Here is a 17,801-nt window from a genome sequence, read left to right as displayed (position 1 = left end):
TGACTGGATTTGCAGATTAAAGAACAGCTGCGGCAGCTGAAACCGTATCAGCCGGGCAAACCAATAGAAGAAGTGAAAATGGAATACGGGCTTGAGAAAGTAGTAAAACTCGCTTCTAACGAAAATCCGTTCGGCTGTTCACAGGCCGCTAAAGATGCGCTGCATCAGGAGATTGAGCAGCTTGCGCTGTATCCCGACGGTTACAGTGCCGCTTTGAGAACACGGCTCAGTGAGCATCTGCAGGTCAGTGAATCTTCGATCATTTTTGGCAACGGCTCTGATGAGCTTGTGCAGATTATCTGCCGTTCTTTATTAAATGATCAGGCAAACACGATTACCGCCGCCCCGACTTTCCCGCAATACAGACACAATGCGGTGATTGAAGGCGCTGAGGTGCGCGAGGTGCCGCTCCGCAGTGACGGCGCTCATGATTTGGACCGGATGCTGGAAGCAATTGACGGCAAGACGAAAGTCATATGGGTATGCAACCCCAATAATCCGACGGGGACATATACTTCTGAGCAAGAGCTAATTGCCTTTTTAAACAGAGTTCCCGAGCATATACTCGTAGTACTTGATGAAGCGTACTACGAGTATGTCACGGCGGAAGATTACCCAGAAAGCATTCCGCTTTTAAAGCAATATGCGAATGTTATGATCCTCCGCACCTTCTCTAAAGCGTACGGACTTGCCGCGCTGCGTGTCGGATACGGCATTGCGGACGAAGCGCTGATCCGCCAGATTGAACCGGCGAGAGAGCCGTTCAATACGAGCAGAATCGGTCAGGCTTCGGCACTGGCAGCGCTTGATGACCAGACATTTATTCAGGAATGCGTCGAGAAAAATAAAGCAGGCCTTAAGCAGTATTATGATTTTGCAGAAACTCACGGATTAACTTGTTATCCTTCACAAACCAACTTTGTGCTCATTGATTTTAACCGCCCGGCGGATGAACTGTTCCAAGCCCTGTTGGAAAAAGGATATATCGTCCGCTCAGGACAGGCGCTCGGATTTCCGACAGCGTTAAGGATTACGGTCGGTACGAAAGAGCAGAATGAGGAAATTCTCACAATTTTAGCTGCAATATTATAAGAGGTGATCAGGCATCACCTCTTTGCTCTATTAAAATAGTTGAAAAAGGAAATGAGTGAAATGAAGGATACTATATTGCTTGCGGGGATCGGGCTGATCGGCGGATCGATCGCATTGGCCATCAAAAAGGAGCATCCGCATAAACGGATTATCGGTGTGGATATTTCGGAAGAACAGCTCACTGCCGCGCTGAAGCTCGGAATTATTGACGAGCGGGCCGGCTCATTTACGGAAGGGGCGCAGCAAGCGTCTGTTGTCATTATCGCCACGCCTGTCGCCCAAACGCTGAAAATGCTCGATGTGCTGGCCGCATCAGACATCACCCATGAACTCCTGATTACGGATGTGGGCAGCACGAAACAGAAAGTCGTCAGCTACGCCGACAAAGTGCTTCCGGCTCACTATCAATTTGTCGGCGGCCATCCGATGGCGGGATCTCATAAATCCGGGGCCGCTGCCGCGAAAGAATTTTTATTCGAAAATGCGTTTTACATTTTAACACCCGGAAAATCAACTTCTAAAGAGTCAGTAACGCATCTGAAGGAACTTTTGAAAGCGGCAAACGCCCACTTTGTGGAGATGACTCCCGAGGAGCATGACGGCGTAACGAGCGTCATCAGCCATTTCCCTCATATCGTTGCTGCAAGCCTCGTACATCAGGCTCATCATGCTGAAGAAGATTATCCGTTTTTGAAACGTTTCGCAGCCGGCGGTTTTCGGGACATCACCAGGATCGCCTCAAGCAGTCCGGCGATGTGGAGGGACATACTTCTTCATAACAAAGATAAACTGCTTGACCGCTTCAAAGAATGGAAACGGGAGATTGACACGATCGAATCTTATGTAGAAAATGAAGATGCGGACAGCCTGTTCGGATATTTTAAAAAAGCGAAAGATTATCGCGACGGTCTGCCGCTCCGTCAAAAAGGAGCGATCCCGTCCTTTTATGACCTTTATGTCGATGTTCCCGATCATCCGGGGGTCATTTCGGAAATTACGGCGATATTGGCAGAAGAAAAAATCAGTATCACCAACATCCGCATTATCGAAACAAGAGAAGATATTAACGGAATTCTCAGAATCAGTTTCCAGACTGATGATGACAGGAAGCGGGCGGAAACCTGCATTCAATCCCGCGCTAAATATGACACATTTTACGCTGACTGAGGTGGAAAACATTGAAAAGAGAAAAAGTGACGTCTTTAAACGGTGAAATTCATATTCCGGGGGATAAATCCATCTCCCACCGTTCTGTTATGTTCGGAGCGCTTGCGGAAGGAACGACAACGGTAAAAAACTTTTTGCCCGGAGCCGATTGTCTGAGCACCATTGCCTGCTTCAGAAAAATGGGTGTCTCCATTGAACAAAACGGAAGTGATGTAACGATATACGGGAAGGGCATTGACGCACTTTGTGAGCCTGACAGCCTTCTTGATGTCGGAAATTCCGGCACGACCATCCGCCTGATGCTCGGCATTTTAGCCGGACGCCCATTTCACAGTACGGTAGCGGGCGACGAAAGTATTGCAAAGCGCCCGATGAAGAGGGTGACAGAGCCTTTAAAACAGATGGGAGCCGCGATTGACGGAAGAGCGGACGGAGGATTTACGCCTTTATCCGTAAGAGGCGGACAATTGAAAGGCATTGATTACGTCTCCCCTGTTGCAAGCGCGCAGATCAAATCCGCCGTGCTGCTTGCCGGATTGCAGGCTGAAGGGACGACGACCGTCACTGAGCCTCATAAATCAAGAGACCATACGGAACGGATGCTGAACGCTTTTGGCGCCGAGCTTGCGGAAACGGAGACGAGCGCTTCCGTAACGGGCGGTCAGAAGCTTCGGGGAGCTGATATTTTCGTGCCCGGCGATATTTCTTCAGCGGCCTTTTTCCTCGCCGCGGGCGCTGTCGTTCCCGGAAGCCGGATTGTGCTGAAAAATGTCGGCCTGAATCCGACACGCACGGGAATGATTGATGTCTTAAAGCAAATGGGGGCTTCACTTGAAGTGATTCCTTCAGAAGCGGACAGCGCGGAGCCTTACGGAGACCTGGTTATTGAAACTTCAGATCTGAAAGCGGCAGAAATCGGCGGAGAAATCATTCCCCGTTTAATTGACGAGATCCCGATTATCGCCCTTTTGGCAACGCAGGCTGAAGGCACAACTGTCATTAAAGACGCTGCGGAGCTGAAGGTGAAGGAAACGAACCGGATCGACACCGTCGTATCAGAGCTCCGGAAAATCGGTGCAGACATTGAACCGACTGAAGACGGCATGAAAATACACGGCAAAAAAACGCTTGCGGGCGGAGCCGATGTGTCAAGCCACGGCGACCACCGCATCGGCATGATGCTCGGTATCGCTTCATGCCTGACAGAAGAGCCGATTGACATCCGTGATACTGAGGCGATCCATGTCTCATATCCGTCATTTTTTGAGCATTTAGATCAATTAGCCAAAAAAGCCTGAAGACGATTTTTCGGGCTTTTTTCTTCATGTGTCATAAAATCTTGGGCTTTGACATAGCTTGTCTTAAACAGAAAAATAAAAGAAAGGGGGAATGCGTTTTCGTTACAGAAACAGCCGGAACAAATTGCGCTGTTTGCGTATAAAGATGCCGTCCCCTTTTTTGCCGTTTTCCTCTTAACTATTTTCTGATAAACTATAATGCCGGGTGAAGCATCTTATTTGCGGGCAGGCCCTGTCTGAATTATGATAAGAATAACCCGAATAAAAACCCTTTTCATTGGTTGATGAGGTATAGGAAAAGAAAGGACCGGTCTGATTTGAATACATTGATTCAAGAAGCCATAAAATTAGTTGAAGCAGGTGAAACCGAAAAGGGACTCAAAGCGCTTTCAAAAGCTGAAACGCAGCTTCATGACGAAGACAAAGCCATTGCAGCCCAGCTCTACTATGAATGGGGAAACGCCGAAAAAGCGTTAGCGCTGATCAGTGATCTGCATGACCTTTATCCGGATGAGTCTGAGCTGACGAATTTTTACGCCGAATTGTTAATAGATATTGATGAAGAAGAAAAAGCTCTTGAGGTGCTGGAGACGATTTCTCCGGAAGACCCGTCTTACGCGGAAAGCCTTCTTCTAATGGCTGATCTGTATCAGATGCAGGGCTTATTTGAAGTAAGTGAGCAAAAGCTGTTACAGGCGAAAGCGATGTTACAAGATGAACCTGTTATTGATTTCGCTCTGGGGGAATTATACTTCACTCAGGGATCATACGCAAAAGCCGTTCCTTACTATGAAGAGACGGCAAAAGAACGGCACGAAATCGGCGGCGTAAATGTTCATCAGAGGCTGGCTGAGTCATTGAGCGCGGCGGGTGAATTTGAGGAAGCGATTTCATGGTATGAAAAAGCGGCGGCAGAACATACAGAACCGAATACGATTTTCGGGTACGGGTTCACAGCCTATCAGGCGGGAATGGTCAAAACAGCCATCAAGCAGCTGTCTGATTTAAAAGGGCTTGATCCTTCCTATTCATCGCTTTATATGCCGCTTGCAAAAAGCTACGAGGCAGAAGGCATGTATGAAGATGCATTAAAAACCGCTAAAGAAGGTATTACTTACGATGAATACAATAAAGAGCTTTTTCTCTATGCGGCGAAAATGGCGTTAAAGCTCGGCAACGAAGAGGAAGGCAAAAAGCTTCTTCAGGAAGCGCTGGCGCTCGATCCGGGTTACGTGGAAGCGCTCCATACGCTTTTAGCCGTCTATCATAAAGAAGAAAGCTTTGAAGAGATTATTGATCTGATTCAGGAAGTCCGCGGCTACGGAGAAGAAGATCCGAAATACAATTGGTATTTGGCGGGTGCCTATACAGGCCTTGAGCAATACGCTGAAGCGAAAAAAAGCTTCGAAGCTGCGTATCTCCATTATCAGGATGATCGGGATTTCTTATATGAATACGCTCACTTCTTATTGGAAGAGGGTCTCCAGAAAGAAGCGCTGCCGCTTTTAAAACAAGTGCTTTCAATGGATGGAACAAACGAAGAGCTTGAAGAAACAATCTTACGGATAGAGGATGAATTTTTAAGATAAGCAGGATTTTGGACCATGCTTGCTGAATGTATAAGTGATGTCAGATTATACGATCGATAGAGGAGGGAATTACATGCAGACCCCTGTTTCTGTCAATGAAAAAAAGGATTTTATCCGTTGGTTTTTAAATCATTATCAGCTTAAACGCCGGGAGTGCGTCTGGATTTTAAATTATTTAATGAGTCATGATTCATTAATGGAAAAAGTCCATTTTGTAGAACAAGCCGAATTTTGCCCGCGAGGCATTATCATGTCTACTCATTGCGTTGATGAGGTGCCGTTTAGGTTTTACAAAGAAAATGTCATGACTACGGACGCGGAAAAATCTTTTCACGACATCCGGTTAAATAAACAGCAGGATTTATTTATCCAGCTGAATTTCCGTTCGGCCTACAGCTCACCGGAATATGCCGCTGTTCTTGAATCAAATCCGCATCTGCCGAAAGACCTGTTTGAAAATAAACAGGATCAGGGGATGGCTGAAAAAATATTAGAACATGCCATTTCCACTTTCCAGCGGGAAAAGCTGCTTAAAGATATCGACGAGGCGCTGGACCGCCACGACAAAGAAACATTTGAAAAGCTTTCCCGCCAATTGAATCAGCTCACATAAATGACAGCCTTGCAGAGTATGCAAGGCTTGTTGCGTAAAGAGGAGGAACGAGACATGAGATGGAGGGCCGCTGATGCCGATGCCTATTTACAATCTGCGGATTACATTGATACCGCTGTCATTCCGTTAATTTCCATAACATCTTCAGGAGGCTTAAAAGAGGCCGTTGAACAGGGGGAAAGCACCCAATTGCTTTCTGAAGAGCTTGAGCGCCAATTGAAGGGACGGGTATATTTATTCCCCTCTTATACATATGTTGATATAGACCAATCACAAATCGCCCTGCTTCAAAAACTCAAAGAAGAGGTGATGACCAACTTCCGCCACGCCTTGTTCCTGACGGCAGACGAAAAATGGAAGGATTCTGAAATAGGGTCTGATGTCATATACATTCCTGCCGTTCCGTTTGAACATATGAAAGACTCTTTAAAGAGAAAAATTGCGGATGACAAGTGCGGAGAAATTTTGAACGTTTTGTTACAGAAGTGGAACAATTCTTAAAAACTCCATACATCCCGCAAAACACCCGTTTTGCCTCTGTTGACCTTGCTGAAAGATTCATATATTATGAGGGTGTCAAATCTCAGAATTATTTTCTATTTTAGTTAATTTTTGGTCAATCTTTAGGGGGGGGAAGAGATGGGCGGAAAACAAGATATATCAAGAAGACAATTTTTAAACTATGCGCTCACCGGCGTGGGGGGATTTATGGCCGCCAGTGCGCTTATGCCCATGGTCCGTTTTGCGCTGGACCCGGTATTAAAACCGACGGGAGATCAAAAAATGGTGCAGGTTGTCAGTGTGGATGAGCTGACGAAGGAGCCGAAGCGGTTTGACTTTAAAATTCATCAAGTCGACGCCTGGTACGAATCGGAAGAATCCAGGTCAGCCTGGGTTTACAAGCACGGGGATGAAATTATAGCGCTTTCTCCGATCTGTAAACATTTGGGCTGCACCGTAAACTGGAACAATGATCCTAAAAATCCGAACAAATTCTTTTGTCCCTGCCATTACGGGCTGTATGAAAAAGACGGCACGAACGTTCCGGGCACGCCGCCGCTCGCGCCTCTTGACCGTTATGAGCAAAAAGTAAAGGACGGCTTTTTGTATCTTGGAAAAGCAAAGCCTAGGGGGGAAGGGTGACATGCTGAATAAAATTTATGACTGGGTGGATGAACGTCTCGATATTACGCCGATGTGGCGGGATATCGCCGACCATGAAGTGCCGGAACATGTAAATCCCGCTCACCATTTCTCGGCTTTTGTCTATTGTTTCGGCGGTTTGACGTTTTTTGTAACCGTTATCCAAGTGCTGTCCGGGATGTTTTTAACGATGTATTATGTGCCGGATATAAAAAACGCGTGGGAATCCGTGTATTATTTGCAGAATGAAGTCGCTTTCGGGCAGATTGTAAGGGGTATGCACCATTGGGGCGCAAGTTTAGTCATTGTGATGATGTTTTTACATACGCTGCGGGTTTTCTTTCAGGGAGCTTATAAAAAGCCTCGGGAATTGAACTGGATCGTCGGTGTTCTGATCTTTTTTGTGATGCTCGGTCTCGGTTTTACAGGGTATCTGCTTCCGTGGGATATGAAGGCGCTGTTTGCGACAAAGGTAGGTCTTCAGATTGCGGAGGCGACGCCATTGATCGGAGCGCAGGTGAAAACTCTTCTTGCCGGCCACCACGATATTGTCGGCGCCCAAACGCTGACGAGATTTTTTGCGATTCACGTATTTTTTCTCCCTGCCGCTTTGTTTGCGCTCATGGGCGCCCACTTTGTCATGATCCGCAAGCAGGGAATTTCAGGACCGCTTTAATACAAATCTGATATAAAAGGGAGGGGATGACATGCACCGGGGGAAAGGAATGAAGTTTGTAGGAGATTCAAGGATACCGGCTGAAAAAAAACCGAATATACCGAAAGACTATTCAGAGTATCCTGGAAAGACAGAGGCGTTTTGGCCGAACTTCCTGCTGAAAGAATGGATGGTCGGGGCCGTTTTCCTCGTCGGATTTCTCGTTTTAACGATTGTGCACGAGCCGCCTTTGGAACGGGTGGCGGACCCGACGGATACAGGGTATATTCCGCTGCCGGATTGGTATTTTCTATTTTTATACCAGCTATTAAAATATGAATATGCCGCAGGGAGCTACACCGTTATCGGCGCGATGATTATACCGGGTCTTGCCTTCGGGTCGCTGCTTTTGGCTCCGTTTCTCGACAGGGGGTCTGAAAGAAGGCCGTGGAAGCGTCCGGTTGCGGTCGGGATGATGCTTTTGGCGCTTTGTGCTACGGTCTTTTTGACGTGGCAGTCAGTCGCGACGCATGACTGGGCGAAGGCGGAGGAGCAAGGGAAAATCAAAAAAGAAGCCGCCATTGATACTGAATCAGACGGTTATAAGGTATTTAAAGAACAAGGCTGTATTTCCTGTCACGGGGATAATCTTCAAGGCGGAAGCGCCGGTCCGTCCCTGGTCGATAACGGGCTGAGCCCGGAAGAAATTAAAAAAATCGCCGTCAAAGGGAAAGGGCAGATGCCAGCCGGTATTTTTAAAGGGAATGACAAACAGCTTGATCAGCTGGCGAAGTTCATTTCTGAAACGACAGCGAAATAACGTATTGTGAAGCAGACAATAGCAGGATATACTTTTATGAAAAGAGCTGACCGGATGTCAGCTTTTTTTGCATGATACATACTTTTTACGGACTGAGAGTTGATGGTATGAGGTGGATTTCTTATCTTTTAGGGTTGCGCGGCATGCTTCTGCTTGTTCTTGCCGTTAATTTTATCGGTACGGTGTACGGCTATTATTGGTATGTGCCTCAGCTTGCGGACACGCCGTTCCGATTTCTGATATTTGTGCCTGACAGCCCGACGGCGACGTTTTTCTTCCTGTTCGTGCTTCTGGCATTTCTCATGAAAAGAAACGCGCCGCTGTTTGAAGCGCTGGCTCTTGTAACCCTTGTAAAATACGGGCTGTGGGCGGTCGGAATGAATGTCTTTGTGCTGGCCAAAATGGGGCAGATGCCTTGGGAAGGGTACATGCTGATTGCTTCACATTTTGCCATGGCCGTTCAAGGCGTTTTATACAGCCCGTATTTTCGGTTCCGGTTATGGCATCTTGCCGCTGCCGCTGTTTGGACGCTTCATAATGATGTCATTGATTATCTTTTCGGCATGATGCCCCGCTACTCAATGCTCAATGACTATATGCAAGAGATCGGCTATGCTACATTCTGGCTGAGCATATTTTCACTCGGCCTTGCATACTATTTGGTGATTTCCAAAAGACGGATAAAGCTTGACTTACACTGATAGAATCTTGGTCTAACCTTGTCCCGCTCCTCATATTCTGTAAAGAGAAGGAGTGGGAGGGACCTCTATGAAACGAAAGCTGACGATCTGTCTTTTACTTGCTCTTATGTGTTTCATCACAACTGCCAAAGCTGAAGATGAGGGCGGTCTCAAGGAACTGAACGACCTTTCGGATACCGTTTTCCAAATGACGCGGCATTCGCAGTATGATGAGGCTCTGCAAGTGCTTGGCTACTTTAAGAAAAAAATGACACACGTAAACTCACTGAGCGGCGCCGAAGTCAGGCAGGTGACTCTGGGTTTCAATGATTTAGTGCGCGTTCTGAAACAGGCAGACGCCTCAGATAACGAAAAAATCCGGGCAGCCGCCCAGTTCAGGTTGGTAATGGATGCGATGGAAGACCACTCCGATCCGCTGTGGGGTTCGCTTGAAAGACCGATTATGGCGACATTCAGCGCCTTAAAAGAAGATGTCAGCGGAAACGGAAGTGAAAATTTCAATGAAAAGTGGAATGAATTTATATCATTATATGATTTAATTTATCCCAGCCTGACAATGGATGTGTCGGCCGGCCAGCTTGATACGGTGGCGAAACATATCGAGGTGATTGAGCAGGAAGGGTTTCAGCAGATGACAAAAGGAACAAAGCTTGAGCGTCTGACGCTCCTGCAGCAGGATTTAAAGCGGGTTTTTGACAAGGTGGAGCGGGATGACGCTGATCCTTCGCTGCTCTGGGTCATTCTGACAACAGGCGGTATCATTATTACTGCGCTGACATATGTCGGCTACCGAAAATACAGAGCGGAAAAAAAGAAAGAGAAAAAGCGTGAATATCCTAAGTCTAAATAAACACAAATTGCTGTAAAGGAGCTAAGCCAGTGAAAAAACTCATCCAGCAATTGGCTTCAAAACACCTCCCGCAGCCGATCAGAGGCAGAAAAGGGGCGACTGACGAAGGACCGCGAAACCTCGCGCGTGACTTCCAGAATCCTGACATGCTCGTTCCGCCTTCAACGGATGCAGGAACGGTTCAAAACTTGAAATTCTCATTTTCTGATACGCATATGAGGCTTGAAGACGGCGGATGGTCCAGAGAGGTGACGGTCAGGGAACTGCCGGTATCCAAAAATATCGCGGCGGTGAACATGAGACTGAAGCCGGGAGCTGTGCGGGAGCTTCATTGGCATAAAGAAGCCGAATGGGGATATGTGATTAACGGAGGAGTCCGTTTAACTGCGGTCGATCAAAATGGGCGGAATTTTATTGATAATGTCAGTGAAGGGGATCTGTGGTATTTTCCTTCCGGCATTCCTCATTCCATTCAAGGATTAGAGCAGGGAAGTGAGTTTTTGCTCGTCTTTGATGACGGTTCTTTTTCAGAAAACAGCACCTTTTCAGTAACGGACTGGTTTGCCCACACCCCGCGCAGCGTGCTGGAGGCGAACTTCGGTGTTCCGGGTTATGAGTTGGCTTATATTCACAAGAAAGAGCGTTACATGTTCCAGTTGGAACCTCCTCCACCTATCGAGCAGGCAGCAGTTTCTTCCCCGGAAGGCACCGTTTTGGAGCCGTTCAGCTACAAGCTTTCCCGGCAGGAGCCCCTTGTTACCAGCGGGGGAAGAGTAAAGATTGTCGATTCAAAAACGTTTAAGGTGTCAAAAACGATTGCCGCAGCTCTTGTGGAGGTCGAACCCGGGGGCATGAGAGAATTGCATTGGCATCCGAATACGGACGAGTGGCAGTATTATCTTTCAGGAGAAGCGAAAATGACGGTGTTTGCGGCGGAAGGAAGAGCGCGGACATTTAACTATCAAGCGGGTGACGTAGGATATGTTCCTTTTGCAATGGGACATTATGTTCAGAATACCGGTGACACCGTGCTTCGCTTTCTGGAAATCTTCAAAAGCGACCGTTTCGAAGACGTCTCTTTAAACCAATGGCTGGCACTGACGCCGCAGCGCTTCGTCGAGCAGACGCTCAATGTCAGTCCGGCATTCGCCCGCCGATTGAAAAAGAAAAAATCACCGGTTGTCAAATGGAAACACGAACAGTAAAGGCGGCAAAAGCCGCCTTTTTATTATCGTCTGATCGGATTTTTATTTTCATCAAGCGTAAATCCTTCGCCGAGCACATCATGGACGTCGCTTTCTGCAACAAAGGCGTGCGGGTCAACGGAAGTGATGACGCTTTTCAAAAGCACAATTTCGTTTTTCGGAACGACGCAGTAAAGAACGTCCCTGTCTTCTTTTGTATATGATCCCTGTCCTTTTAAAACGGTGACGCCGCGCTCCATCTCTTCAATGATTTTTTGCTGGATCAAATCGTTTTTCGAAGAAATAATCGTTGCCCCTTTTGCGGCATAGCCGCCTTCCTGTATAAAATCAATCAATCTCGCAGCGACAAAAACGGCTACAAGCGTGTACATCGCTTCCTTGTAAGAAAGATACGTAAACAAAGAAAGAAGAATGACACAGGCGTCAAAGGCAAACATCGTCCGGCCCATCGGGATTCCGAAAAATTTGTTGATCAGCCTGGCGATGATATCGACCCCGCCCGTCGTGCCGCCGTATTTAAAAATAATGCCGAGACCCGCGCCGATAAATACACCGGCGAATAAGGCGGCCAGCGCTAAATCATGGGACAGCGGCATATGAATTTCGTAGCGCTGAAAAACACTCAGAAAAACAGAAAGAGAAACGGTGCCGATCAGGGTATAGACAAACATCGTCCGGCCGAGCATGCGCCAGCCGATGAAAAAGATAGGAATGTTCAATACCAGGTTGGAAATAGAAGGGCTGATGTGGAATAACGCATATAAAAGCAGCGTAATGCCGGTAAATCCGCCTTCCGCCAAATTGTTCTGCATATTAAAGTGAACCAGTCCGAATGAAAAAACAGCGGCGCCGATTAAAATAAAGCAAATGTTTTTGATTCTGATTTCTCCAAGCATTGCATCAAACCCCTTTTCCTTCCATAAGATTGCGTAAATATTATAGTGGATACAAAAGAAAACAGCAAACTGCCGTTTTTAACATTTGTCAAATGTACTTGAATTAGCTAACATGGAAGAGATGACAGGAGGTATTCGCACAGTGAGTGACAAAACGATGAAAGACTTACAAGCTGAGGTCGATGAATATATCGGCCAATTCAAAGAAGGCTATTTCAGCCCGCTTGCCATGATGGCCCGTCTCACGGAAGAACTGGGCGAACTTGCAAGAGAAGTCAACCATTATTATGGTGAAAAGCCGAAGAAAACGACGGAAAATGAGAAAAGCATGGAAGAGGAAATGGGTGATGTGCTGTTCGTCCTGATCTGCCTCGCCAACTCCCTTGATATTTCATTGGAGGAAGCTCATAACCGCGTCATGCATAAATTTAATACACGTGATAAAGACCGCTGGACTAGAAAAGAAGAAGGAAAGTAGGAGAAACCATGTCAAATGAAACCATTAAAGTCGTCATTGCCGGACCGAGAGGCAGAATGGGCCAGGAGGCCGTAAAACTTGCCGTCCGCACGCCTCATTTTGAGCTTGTCGGCGCCATTGACCATACATACGATCAGCAAACATTGCGGGAAGTGATGTCAGCTGATTCAGACGCTCTTATTTATACGGATATCCGCGCATGTTTCCAAGAAACAAAACCGGATGTGCTGATCGATTTGACAACGCCTGAAATCGGCAAAAAACATACGAAAGCCGCTCTTGAACACGGCGTCCGCCCCGTTGTGGGAACGACCGGATTTTCTGAAGCGGATTTAGAGGAGCTTCAAGCTTTGACTGAAGAAAAAGGAATCGGCGCCATCATCGCTCCGAACTTTGCATTGGGCGCGGTGCTGATGATGAAGTTCTCACAAATGGCCGCCAACTATTTTGAAGATGTAGAAATCATTGAGCTTCATCATGATCAAAAGCTGGATGCCCCGAGCGGAACGGCGCTGAAAACAGCGGAAATGATCTCAAGCGTCCGTACAGAAAAGCAGCAGGGCCATCCTGATGAAAAAGAAATTCTGCCGGGCGCCCGCGGTGCTGAATTAAACGGCATCCGCCTTCACAGCGTGCGTCTGCCGGGCCTTATCGCCCACCAGGAAGTCATGTTCGGCATGGACGGCCAGACGCTGAAACTGCGCCATGATTCCTATAACCGGGCTTCCTTTATGTCAGGAGTGAAGCTGTCAGTGGAGCAAGTGATGAAAATCGACCAGCTTGTATACGGACTCGAAAATATTATCGACTGAATCGGCAAGGGGGAGAACATCAAATGAAAATTGCTTTGATTGCTCACGATAAAAAAAAGCAGGATATGGTTCAGTTTACGACCGCATATAAAGATATATTGAGCCATCATGAGTTATACGCGACGGGTACGACAGGCCTGAAAATCCAGGAAGCGACCGGATTGTCTGTTGAACGTTTTCAATCCGGCCCGCTCGGCGGAGATCAGCAAATCGGCGCATTGATTGCAGCAAATGCCCTGGATCTCGTCATTTTTCTGCGCGATCCGTTAACTGCGCAGCCTCACGAACCGGATGTCTCGGCGCTGATCCGGCTGTGTGACGTATACGCGATCCCGCTCGCCACAAATATGGGAACAGCGGAAATCCTCGTCCGGACGCTGGATGGCGGGGCATTTGATTTCCGCAATCTTGTGCGCGGAGGAGAGCCGAATGTCTGAACACGTTGATATTCTGGCGTTCGGCGCCCATAGTGATGATGTCGAGATCGGTATGGGCGGCACGATCGCAAAATTTACGGCTCAAGGAAAAACCGCGGTGATATGCGATTTGACCGAGGCCGAACTATCATCTAACGGAACGGTAGGGATAAGAAAAGAAGAAGCGGCAGAGGCGGCCCGAATTCTCGGCGTAAAAGAGAGAATCCAGCTTACGCTTCCCGACCGCGGGCTTTTGAAAAGTGAGGACGGCATCCGCCGGATTGTCAGTGTCATCAGAGCCTGCCGGCCGAAAACCGTTTTCATGCCTTATCCGAAAGACCGCCATCCTGACCACGGCAATGCGGCGGCTTTGGTCGAAGAAGCGGTGTTCTCAGCGGGAATTCATAAATACAGAGATCACCAGGAACTGCCGGCTCATAAGGCTCAGCGCGTATACTATTATATGATCAACGGGTTTCACCGTCCGGACTTTGTAATCGACATAACGGAAACCATCGATCTGAAAAAAGAAAGCCTGCACGCCTATCAAAGCCAGTTTATTCCTACGGCGCAGTCAGTGAACACACCGCTGACCAACGGTTATATCGAAATGGTGGAAGCGAGGGAAAGACTGTATGGCAAAGAAGCCGGGACGGGGTATGCCGAAGGTTTCTTTTCAAAACAGCTTCCCGTTTTGAATGATGATGTTTTTGGGGGCGGACAATGAGACCATTAAAAATAGGGATTACATGCTACCCGAGTGTCGGAGGCTCGGGTATTATTGCGACGGAACTCGGCAAGCTGCTTGCGGAAAAAGGGCACCAGGTTCATTTCATCACATCAAGCATCCCGTTCAGATTAAATACATATCATCCGAATATTCATTTTCATGAGGTGGAAGTCAACCAATACGCGGTATTTAAATATCCGCCTTATGACCTTACGCTGGCGAGCAAAATCGCCGAGGTTGCCGCGAGGGAAAATCTTGATATCATTCACGCGCATTATGCGCTGCCGCATGCGGTATGCGCTTATCTCGCCAAGCAGATGCTCAAGCGTGACATCGGCATCGTGACGACACTTCACGGTACGGACATCACCGTTTTAGGATATGATCCGTCATTAAAGGATTTAATCCGTTTTGCCATCGAAGCGTCCGACAGAGTGACGGCGGTATCAACCGCGCTTGCCGGAGAAACATATGACTTAATCAAGCCGGATAAAAAAATTGAGACCATCTACAACTTTATTGATGAACGTGTTTATCTTAAGAAAAATACAGAGAGTATAAAAGAGAAACATGGCATTTTGCCGGATGAAAAGGTCGTCATCCATGTTTCGAACTTCAGAAAAGTAAAACGTGTTAAAGACGTCATCCGCGTTTTCCGTAATATCGCAGCCAAAACAAAGGCGAAGCTCCTGCTTGTCGGCGACGGGCCGGAAAAGTGCGTCGCTTGGCAGCTTGTCGAAAAATACGGACTGCAGGATCAAGTGCTGCTCCTCGGAAATCAGGACAGAGTGGAAGAGCTGTATTCCATCAGCGATCTTAAGCTTCTTCTGTCTGAAAAAGAAAGTTTCGGACTCGTCCTCCTTGAAGCGATGGCCTGCGGCGTGCCGTGCATCGGAACAAATATCGGCGGAATCCCGGAAGTGATTAAAGATCAAGTAAGCGGTTTTCTGGTGGAAGTCGGCGATATTCAGGAGGCATCTGAAAAAGCGCTTGCCGTTTTAGAAGATAAACAGCTCAGCAAACGATTGACTGACCATGCGCTGAAAATGGTGGAGACCGCCTTTTCTTCGCAAAGAATCGTCAGTCAGTATGAACGGATTTATGACGAATTGGCAGGACCGGAGTGATCTTATGGAACAGGAATTTGTCAAAGCCCTCCCCATCCTTCATCATCTGATGAAGGCGGGCCATCAGGCGTACTTTGTCGGGGGAGCCGTCAGAGACAGCTATATGAAACGGAAAATAGGTGATGTGGATATCGCAACCAGCGCTTCGCCGAATGAGGTGGAGCGCCTCTTTAAGCGGACTGTCGATGTAGGAAAAGAGCACGGCACCGTAATCGTCTTGTGGGAAGATGAAACCTATGAAGTCACCACTTTTCGCGCCGAATCAGAATATAAGGACTACCGGCGCCCTGAAACTGTGCGGTTCATTACTTCTTTATCAGAAGACTTAAAGCGGAGAGACTTAACGATAAATGCGATGGCGATGTCTGCCGAGGGAGAGCTGCTTGATTATTTCGGAGGCGCGCATGATATCGGTCAAAAGCTGATCCGTACGGTGGGTAATCCTGAAGACCGTTTTCGGGAAGACGCTCTGCGGATGATGAGAGCCGTCCGCTTTATGAGTCAGCTCGGCTTTCTGTTAGAAAAAGAAACAAGAGAGGCCGTCATAAAAGACAGGGAGCTTTTGGCACATGTATCAGTAGAACGAAAGACCGTCGAATTTGAAAAGCTGCTGCAGGGCGATTCCTCACAAGAAGCGATTCAAACGATGGTGCAAACAGGTCTGATACAAGAGCTGCCCGGCCTTTCCGGTTATGAGCAGCAAATGCTTGAAGCGAGCGGATTTCCGTTTTCTTCTTTAGATGCACGCGAAGAACGCTGGGCAGCGCTGTTATTGTTTCTCGGTCTTTGTCCGAAAAGCGCCGAGGCGTTTTTAAAACAATGGAAACTGCCGGGAAAAGTCATAAAAAAAGCGGTGCAGATCATAAGCGTTTATCCGGCGCAGCTGGAAGCGGAAGCGATGTACCGGGCGGGAGAGGCGCTGTTTTCAGCCGTTAAAATCGGGATGCTGAAAAAGCATAAGACGATTGATGAACAAAAGCTGAAAGAGGTTCAGAGCCTGTATGAGCAGCTGCCGATCAAAAGCCTTCGAGACCTCGACATTTCAGGCGCTGATCTGATGGAGCTCAGAAACCGCCGCGCGGGTAAATGGGTGGCCGAAGAACTTCGCCGGATTGAAGAAGCGGTATTGGCAGGGAAGCTCCCTAACCGAAAACATGACATAAAGGAGTGGCTCGCATCATGGGATCAACATTAAGAACCCGATTAATTGATTTATTTTCTGAGGCGGGTGACGGCTTTATCTCCGGGCAGAAAATAAGTGACGCGCTCGGCTGCTCGAGAACCGCCGTTTGGAAACATATAGAGGAACTCCGCAAAGAGGGCTATGAGGTTGAGGCGGTCAGACGAAAAGGGTACAGGCTCATTAAAAAACCGGGGAAACTCAGTGAATCCGAAATCCGTTTCGGGCTGAAAACAAAGGTTTTGGGCAAACAGCTTCATTACCGGGACGTCCTGCCGTCCACCCAAAAAACTGCTCATGAACTTGCCAATGACGGTGCGCCGGAAGGGACGCTCGTAGTCGCCGATAAACAAACGGCAGGCAGAGGAAGAATGGCCAGAGTGTGGCATTCACAGGAGGGAAACGGGATTTGGATGAGCCTCATTCTGAGACCCGACGTTCCTTTGCAAAAAACGCCGCAGCTCACCCTGTTATCCGCTGTTGCGGTCGTTCAGGCCATCGAGGCCTTTACAGGAGTACAGCCCGCCATTAAATGGCCGAATGATTTAATGATTCACCGCAAAAAAGCCGTCGGGATTTTAACTGAGCTGCAGGCAGAAGAAAACCATGTCCGTTCGGTTATTCTCGGGATCGGCATCAACGTGAACCAGCAGGAAGCCGATTTTCCCGGCGAGCTTCAGGACATTGCGACGAGCCTGAGCATGGAAGCCGGCGAAAAAATTGACAGAGCGGGTCTGATACAAGAGATTTTGCTGACTTTTGAAAAACGCTATCAGGATTACTTGAACCACGGCTTTACACCGATCAAGCTGCTATGGGAAAGCTATGCGGTCGGACTGGGGAACGAGCTCAGTGCGAGAACGCTGCAAGGGACGTTTTACGGGAAATCGCTCGGCATTGATGATGAGGGAGTTCTTCTCTTGGAAACGAGAGACGGTATAAAGAAGATCTATTCTGCCGATATTGAGCTCAATTAATCTTAGTTGGTACAAGCCTCGTGAATTTGGTATACTTCCTATGGGCAGTATC

At 47.8% G+C, this 17,801-nt stretch carries 20 protein-coding genes; 19 read left to right on the top strand and 1 reads right to left on the bottom strand.

Going from position 1 to position 17,801, the window contains the following annotated elements:
- Window positions 1-9: 9 nt before the first annotated feature.
- The 12 genes from hisC (at window position 10) to J6600_RS10595 (ending at window position 11,133) form a co-directional block, all read left to right on the top strand.
- Window positions 10-1,092, top strand: coding sequence for a histidinol-phosphate transaminase (gene hisC / locus J6600_RS10650; protein WP_014418253.1), 1,083 nt, complete (start codon window positions 10-12; stop codon window positions 1,090-1,092).
- A 51-nt stretch (window positions 1,093-1,143) separates the two neighbouring features.
- Window positions 1,144-2,259: a prephenate dehydrogenase gene (locus J6600_RS10645; RefSeq protein WP_025284926.1), complete on the top strand. Its 1,116-nt coding sequence runs from the start codon at window positions 1,144-1,146 to the stop codon at window positions 2,257-2,259.
- Window positions 2,260-2,270: 11 nt separating this feature from the next.
- Window positions 2,271-3,557 carry a 3-phosphoshikimate 1-carboxyvinyltransferase gene (gene aroA / locus J6600_RS10640; protein WP_060562784.1) on the top strand — a complete coding sequence of 429 codons (1,287 nt, stop codon included), beginning with the start codon at window positions 2,271-2,273 and terminating at the stop codon, window positions 3,555-3,557.
- A 317-nt stretch (window positions 3,558-3,874) separates the two neighbouring features.
- Window positions 3,875-5,146, top strand: coding sequence for a tetratricopeptide repeat protein (locus J6600_RS10635; protein WP_014418250.1), 1,272 nt, complete (start codon window positions 3,875-3,877; stop codon window positions 5,144-5,146).
- A 73-nt stretch (window positions 5,147-5,219) separates the two neighbouring features.
- On the top strand, window positions 5,220-5,759 hold the full coding sequence (locus J6600_RS10630; protein WP_003153482.1) for a ReoY family proteolytic degradation factor: 540 nt from the start codon (window positions 5,220-5,222) through the stop codon (window positions 5,757-5,759).
- Window positions 5,760-5,813: 54 nt separating this feature from the next.
- Window positions 5,814-6,260, top strand: coding sequence for a YpiF family protein (locus J6600_RS10625; protein ID WP_003153483.1), 447 nt, complete (start codon window positions 5,814-5,816; stop codon window positions 6,258-6,260).
- 138 nt (window positions 6,261-6,398) lie between these two features.
- Window positions 6,399-6,902, top strand: coding sequence for a Rieske (2Fe-2S) protein (locus J6600_RS10620; RefSeq protein WP_003153484.1), 504 nt, complete (start codon window positions 6,399-6,401; stop codon window positions 6,900-6,902).
- Window position 6,903: 1 nt separating this feature from the next.
- Window positions 6,904-7,578, top strand: coding sequence for a menaquinol-cytochrome c reductase cytochrome b subunit (qcrB, locus tag J6600_RS10615; RefSeq protein ID WP_003153485.1), 675 nt, complete (start codon window positions 6,904-6,906; stop codon window positions 7,576-7,578).
- Window positions 7,579-7,609: 31 nt separating this feature from the next.
- Complete coding sequence (locus J6600_RS10610; RefSeq protein ID WP_007409471.1) at window positions 7,610-8,377, top strand: menaquinol-cytochrome c reductase cytochrome b/c subunit; 768 nt, start codon at window positions 7,610-7,612, stop codon at window positions 8,375-8,377.
- Between the two features lie 107 nt (window positions 8,378-8,484).
- The gene (gene lhaT, locus J6600_RS10605; protein WP_021494235.1) at window positions 8,485-9,078 is read left to right on the top strand and encodes a lipoprotein heptaprenylglyceryl N-acetyltransferase LhaT; all 594 of its coding nucleotides are present in this window, start codon (window positions 8,485-8,487) and stop codon (window positions 9,076-9,078) included.
- 67 nt (window positions 9,079-9,145) lie between these two features.
- Complete coding sequence (gene ypjB / locus J6600_RS10600) at window positions 9,146-9,928, top strand: sporulation protein YpjB (RefSeq protein ID WP_021494234.1); 783 nt, start codon at window positions 9,146-9,148, stop codon at window positions 9,926-9,928.
- 29 nt (window positions 9,929-9,957) lie between these two features.
- Window positions 9,958-11,133, top strand: coding sequence for an oxalate decarboxylase family bicupin (locus J6600_RS10595; protein WP_022553036.1), 1,176 nt, complete (start codon window positions 9,958-9,960; stop codon window positions 11,131-11,133).
- Window positions 11,134-11,156: 23 nt separating this feature from the next.
- On the opposite strand, the gene J6600_RS10590 is transcribed toward J6600_RS10595, so the two are convergent.
- Entirely contained in the window at window positions 11,157-12,029 is an 873-nt protein-coding gene (locus tag J6600_RS10590; protein ID WP_209387387.1) for a YitT family protein, read from the bottom strand.
- 142 nt (window positions 12,030-12,171) lie between these two features.
- Between J6600_RS10590 and J6600_RS10585 the strand changes: the two genes are divergently transcribed.
- Genes J6600_RS10585 through J6600_RS10555 form a run of 7 tightly spaced genes read left to right on the top strand, consistent with a single transcriptional unit; the run spans window position 12,172 to window position 17,749 of the window.
- Window positions 12,172-12,507: a nucleotide pyrophosphohydrolase gene (locus tag J6600_RS10585; RefSeq protein ID WP_003153495.1), complete on the top strand. Its 336-nt coding sequence runs from the start codon at window positions 12,172-12,174 to the stop codon at window positions 12,505-12,507.
- A gap of 8 nt (window positions 12,508-12,515) precedes the next feature.
- Window positions 12,516-13,319, top strand: a complete 804-nt coding sequence (gene dapB, locus J6600_RS10580; RefSeq protein ID WP_003153497.1) for a 4-hydroxy-tetrahydrodipicolinate reductase — start codon at window positions 12,516-12,518, stop codon at window positions 13,317-13,319.
- A gap of 23 nt (window positions 13,320-13,342) precedes the next feature.
- The gene (mgsA, locus tag J6600_RS10575) at window positions 13,343-13,756 is read left to right on the top strand and encodes a methylglyoxal synthase (protein ID WP_003153499.1); all 414 of its coding nucleotides are present in this window, start codon (window positions 13,343-13,345) and stop codon (window positions 13,754-13,756) included.
- On the top strand, window positions 13,749-14,462 hold the full coding sequence (bshB1, locus tag J6600_RS10570; RefSeq protein WP_003153501.1) for a bacillithiol biosynthesis deacetylase BshB1: 714 nt from the start codon (window positions 13,749-13,751) through the stop codon (window positions 14,460-14,462). Before mgsA ends, bshB1 begins: the two co-directional genes overlap by 8 nt.
- A complete protein-coding gene (gene bshA / locus J6600_RS10565) occupies window positions 14,459-15,592 on the top strand; it encodes an N-acetyl-alpha-D-glucosaminyl L-malate synthase BshA (protein WP_029973651.1) in 1,134 nt (377 codons plus the stop codon). The genes bshB1 and bshA overlap by 4 nt, the downstream gene beginning before the upstream one ends.
- 4 nt (window positions 15,593-15,596) lie before the next feature.
- Window positions 15,597-16,787 (top strand): CCA tRNA nucleotidyltransferase, encoded by a 1,191-nt coding sequence (locus tag J6600_RS10560; protein WP_209387386.1) that lies wholly within the window; start codon window positions 15,597-15,599, stop codon window positions 16,785-16,787.
- On the top strand, window positions 16,772-17,749 hold the full coding sequence (locus J6600_RS10555) for a biotin--[acetyl-CoA-carboxylase] ligase (RefSeq protein WP_209387385.1): 978 nt from the start codon (window positions 16,772-16,774) through the stop codon (window positions 17,747-17,749). Before J6600_RS10560 ends, J6600_RS10555 begins: the two co-directional genes overlap by 16 nt.
- The last annotated feature ends 52 nt before the right edge of the window (window positions 17,750-17,801 follow it).

The sequence above is a fragment of the Bacillus sp. LJBV19 genome (assembly GCF_017797845.1).
Lineage (GTDB): Bacteria > Bacillota > Bacilli > Bacillales > Bacillaceae > Bacillus > Bacillus velezensis.
Note: the sequence above shows the minus strand (reverse complement) of the source record. Positions and strands in the feature narration are given on the sequence as shown.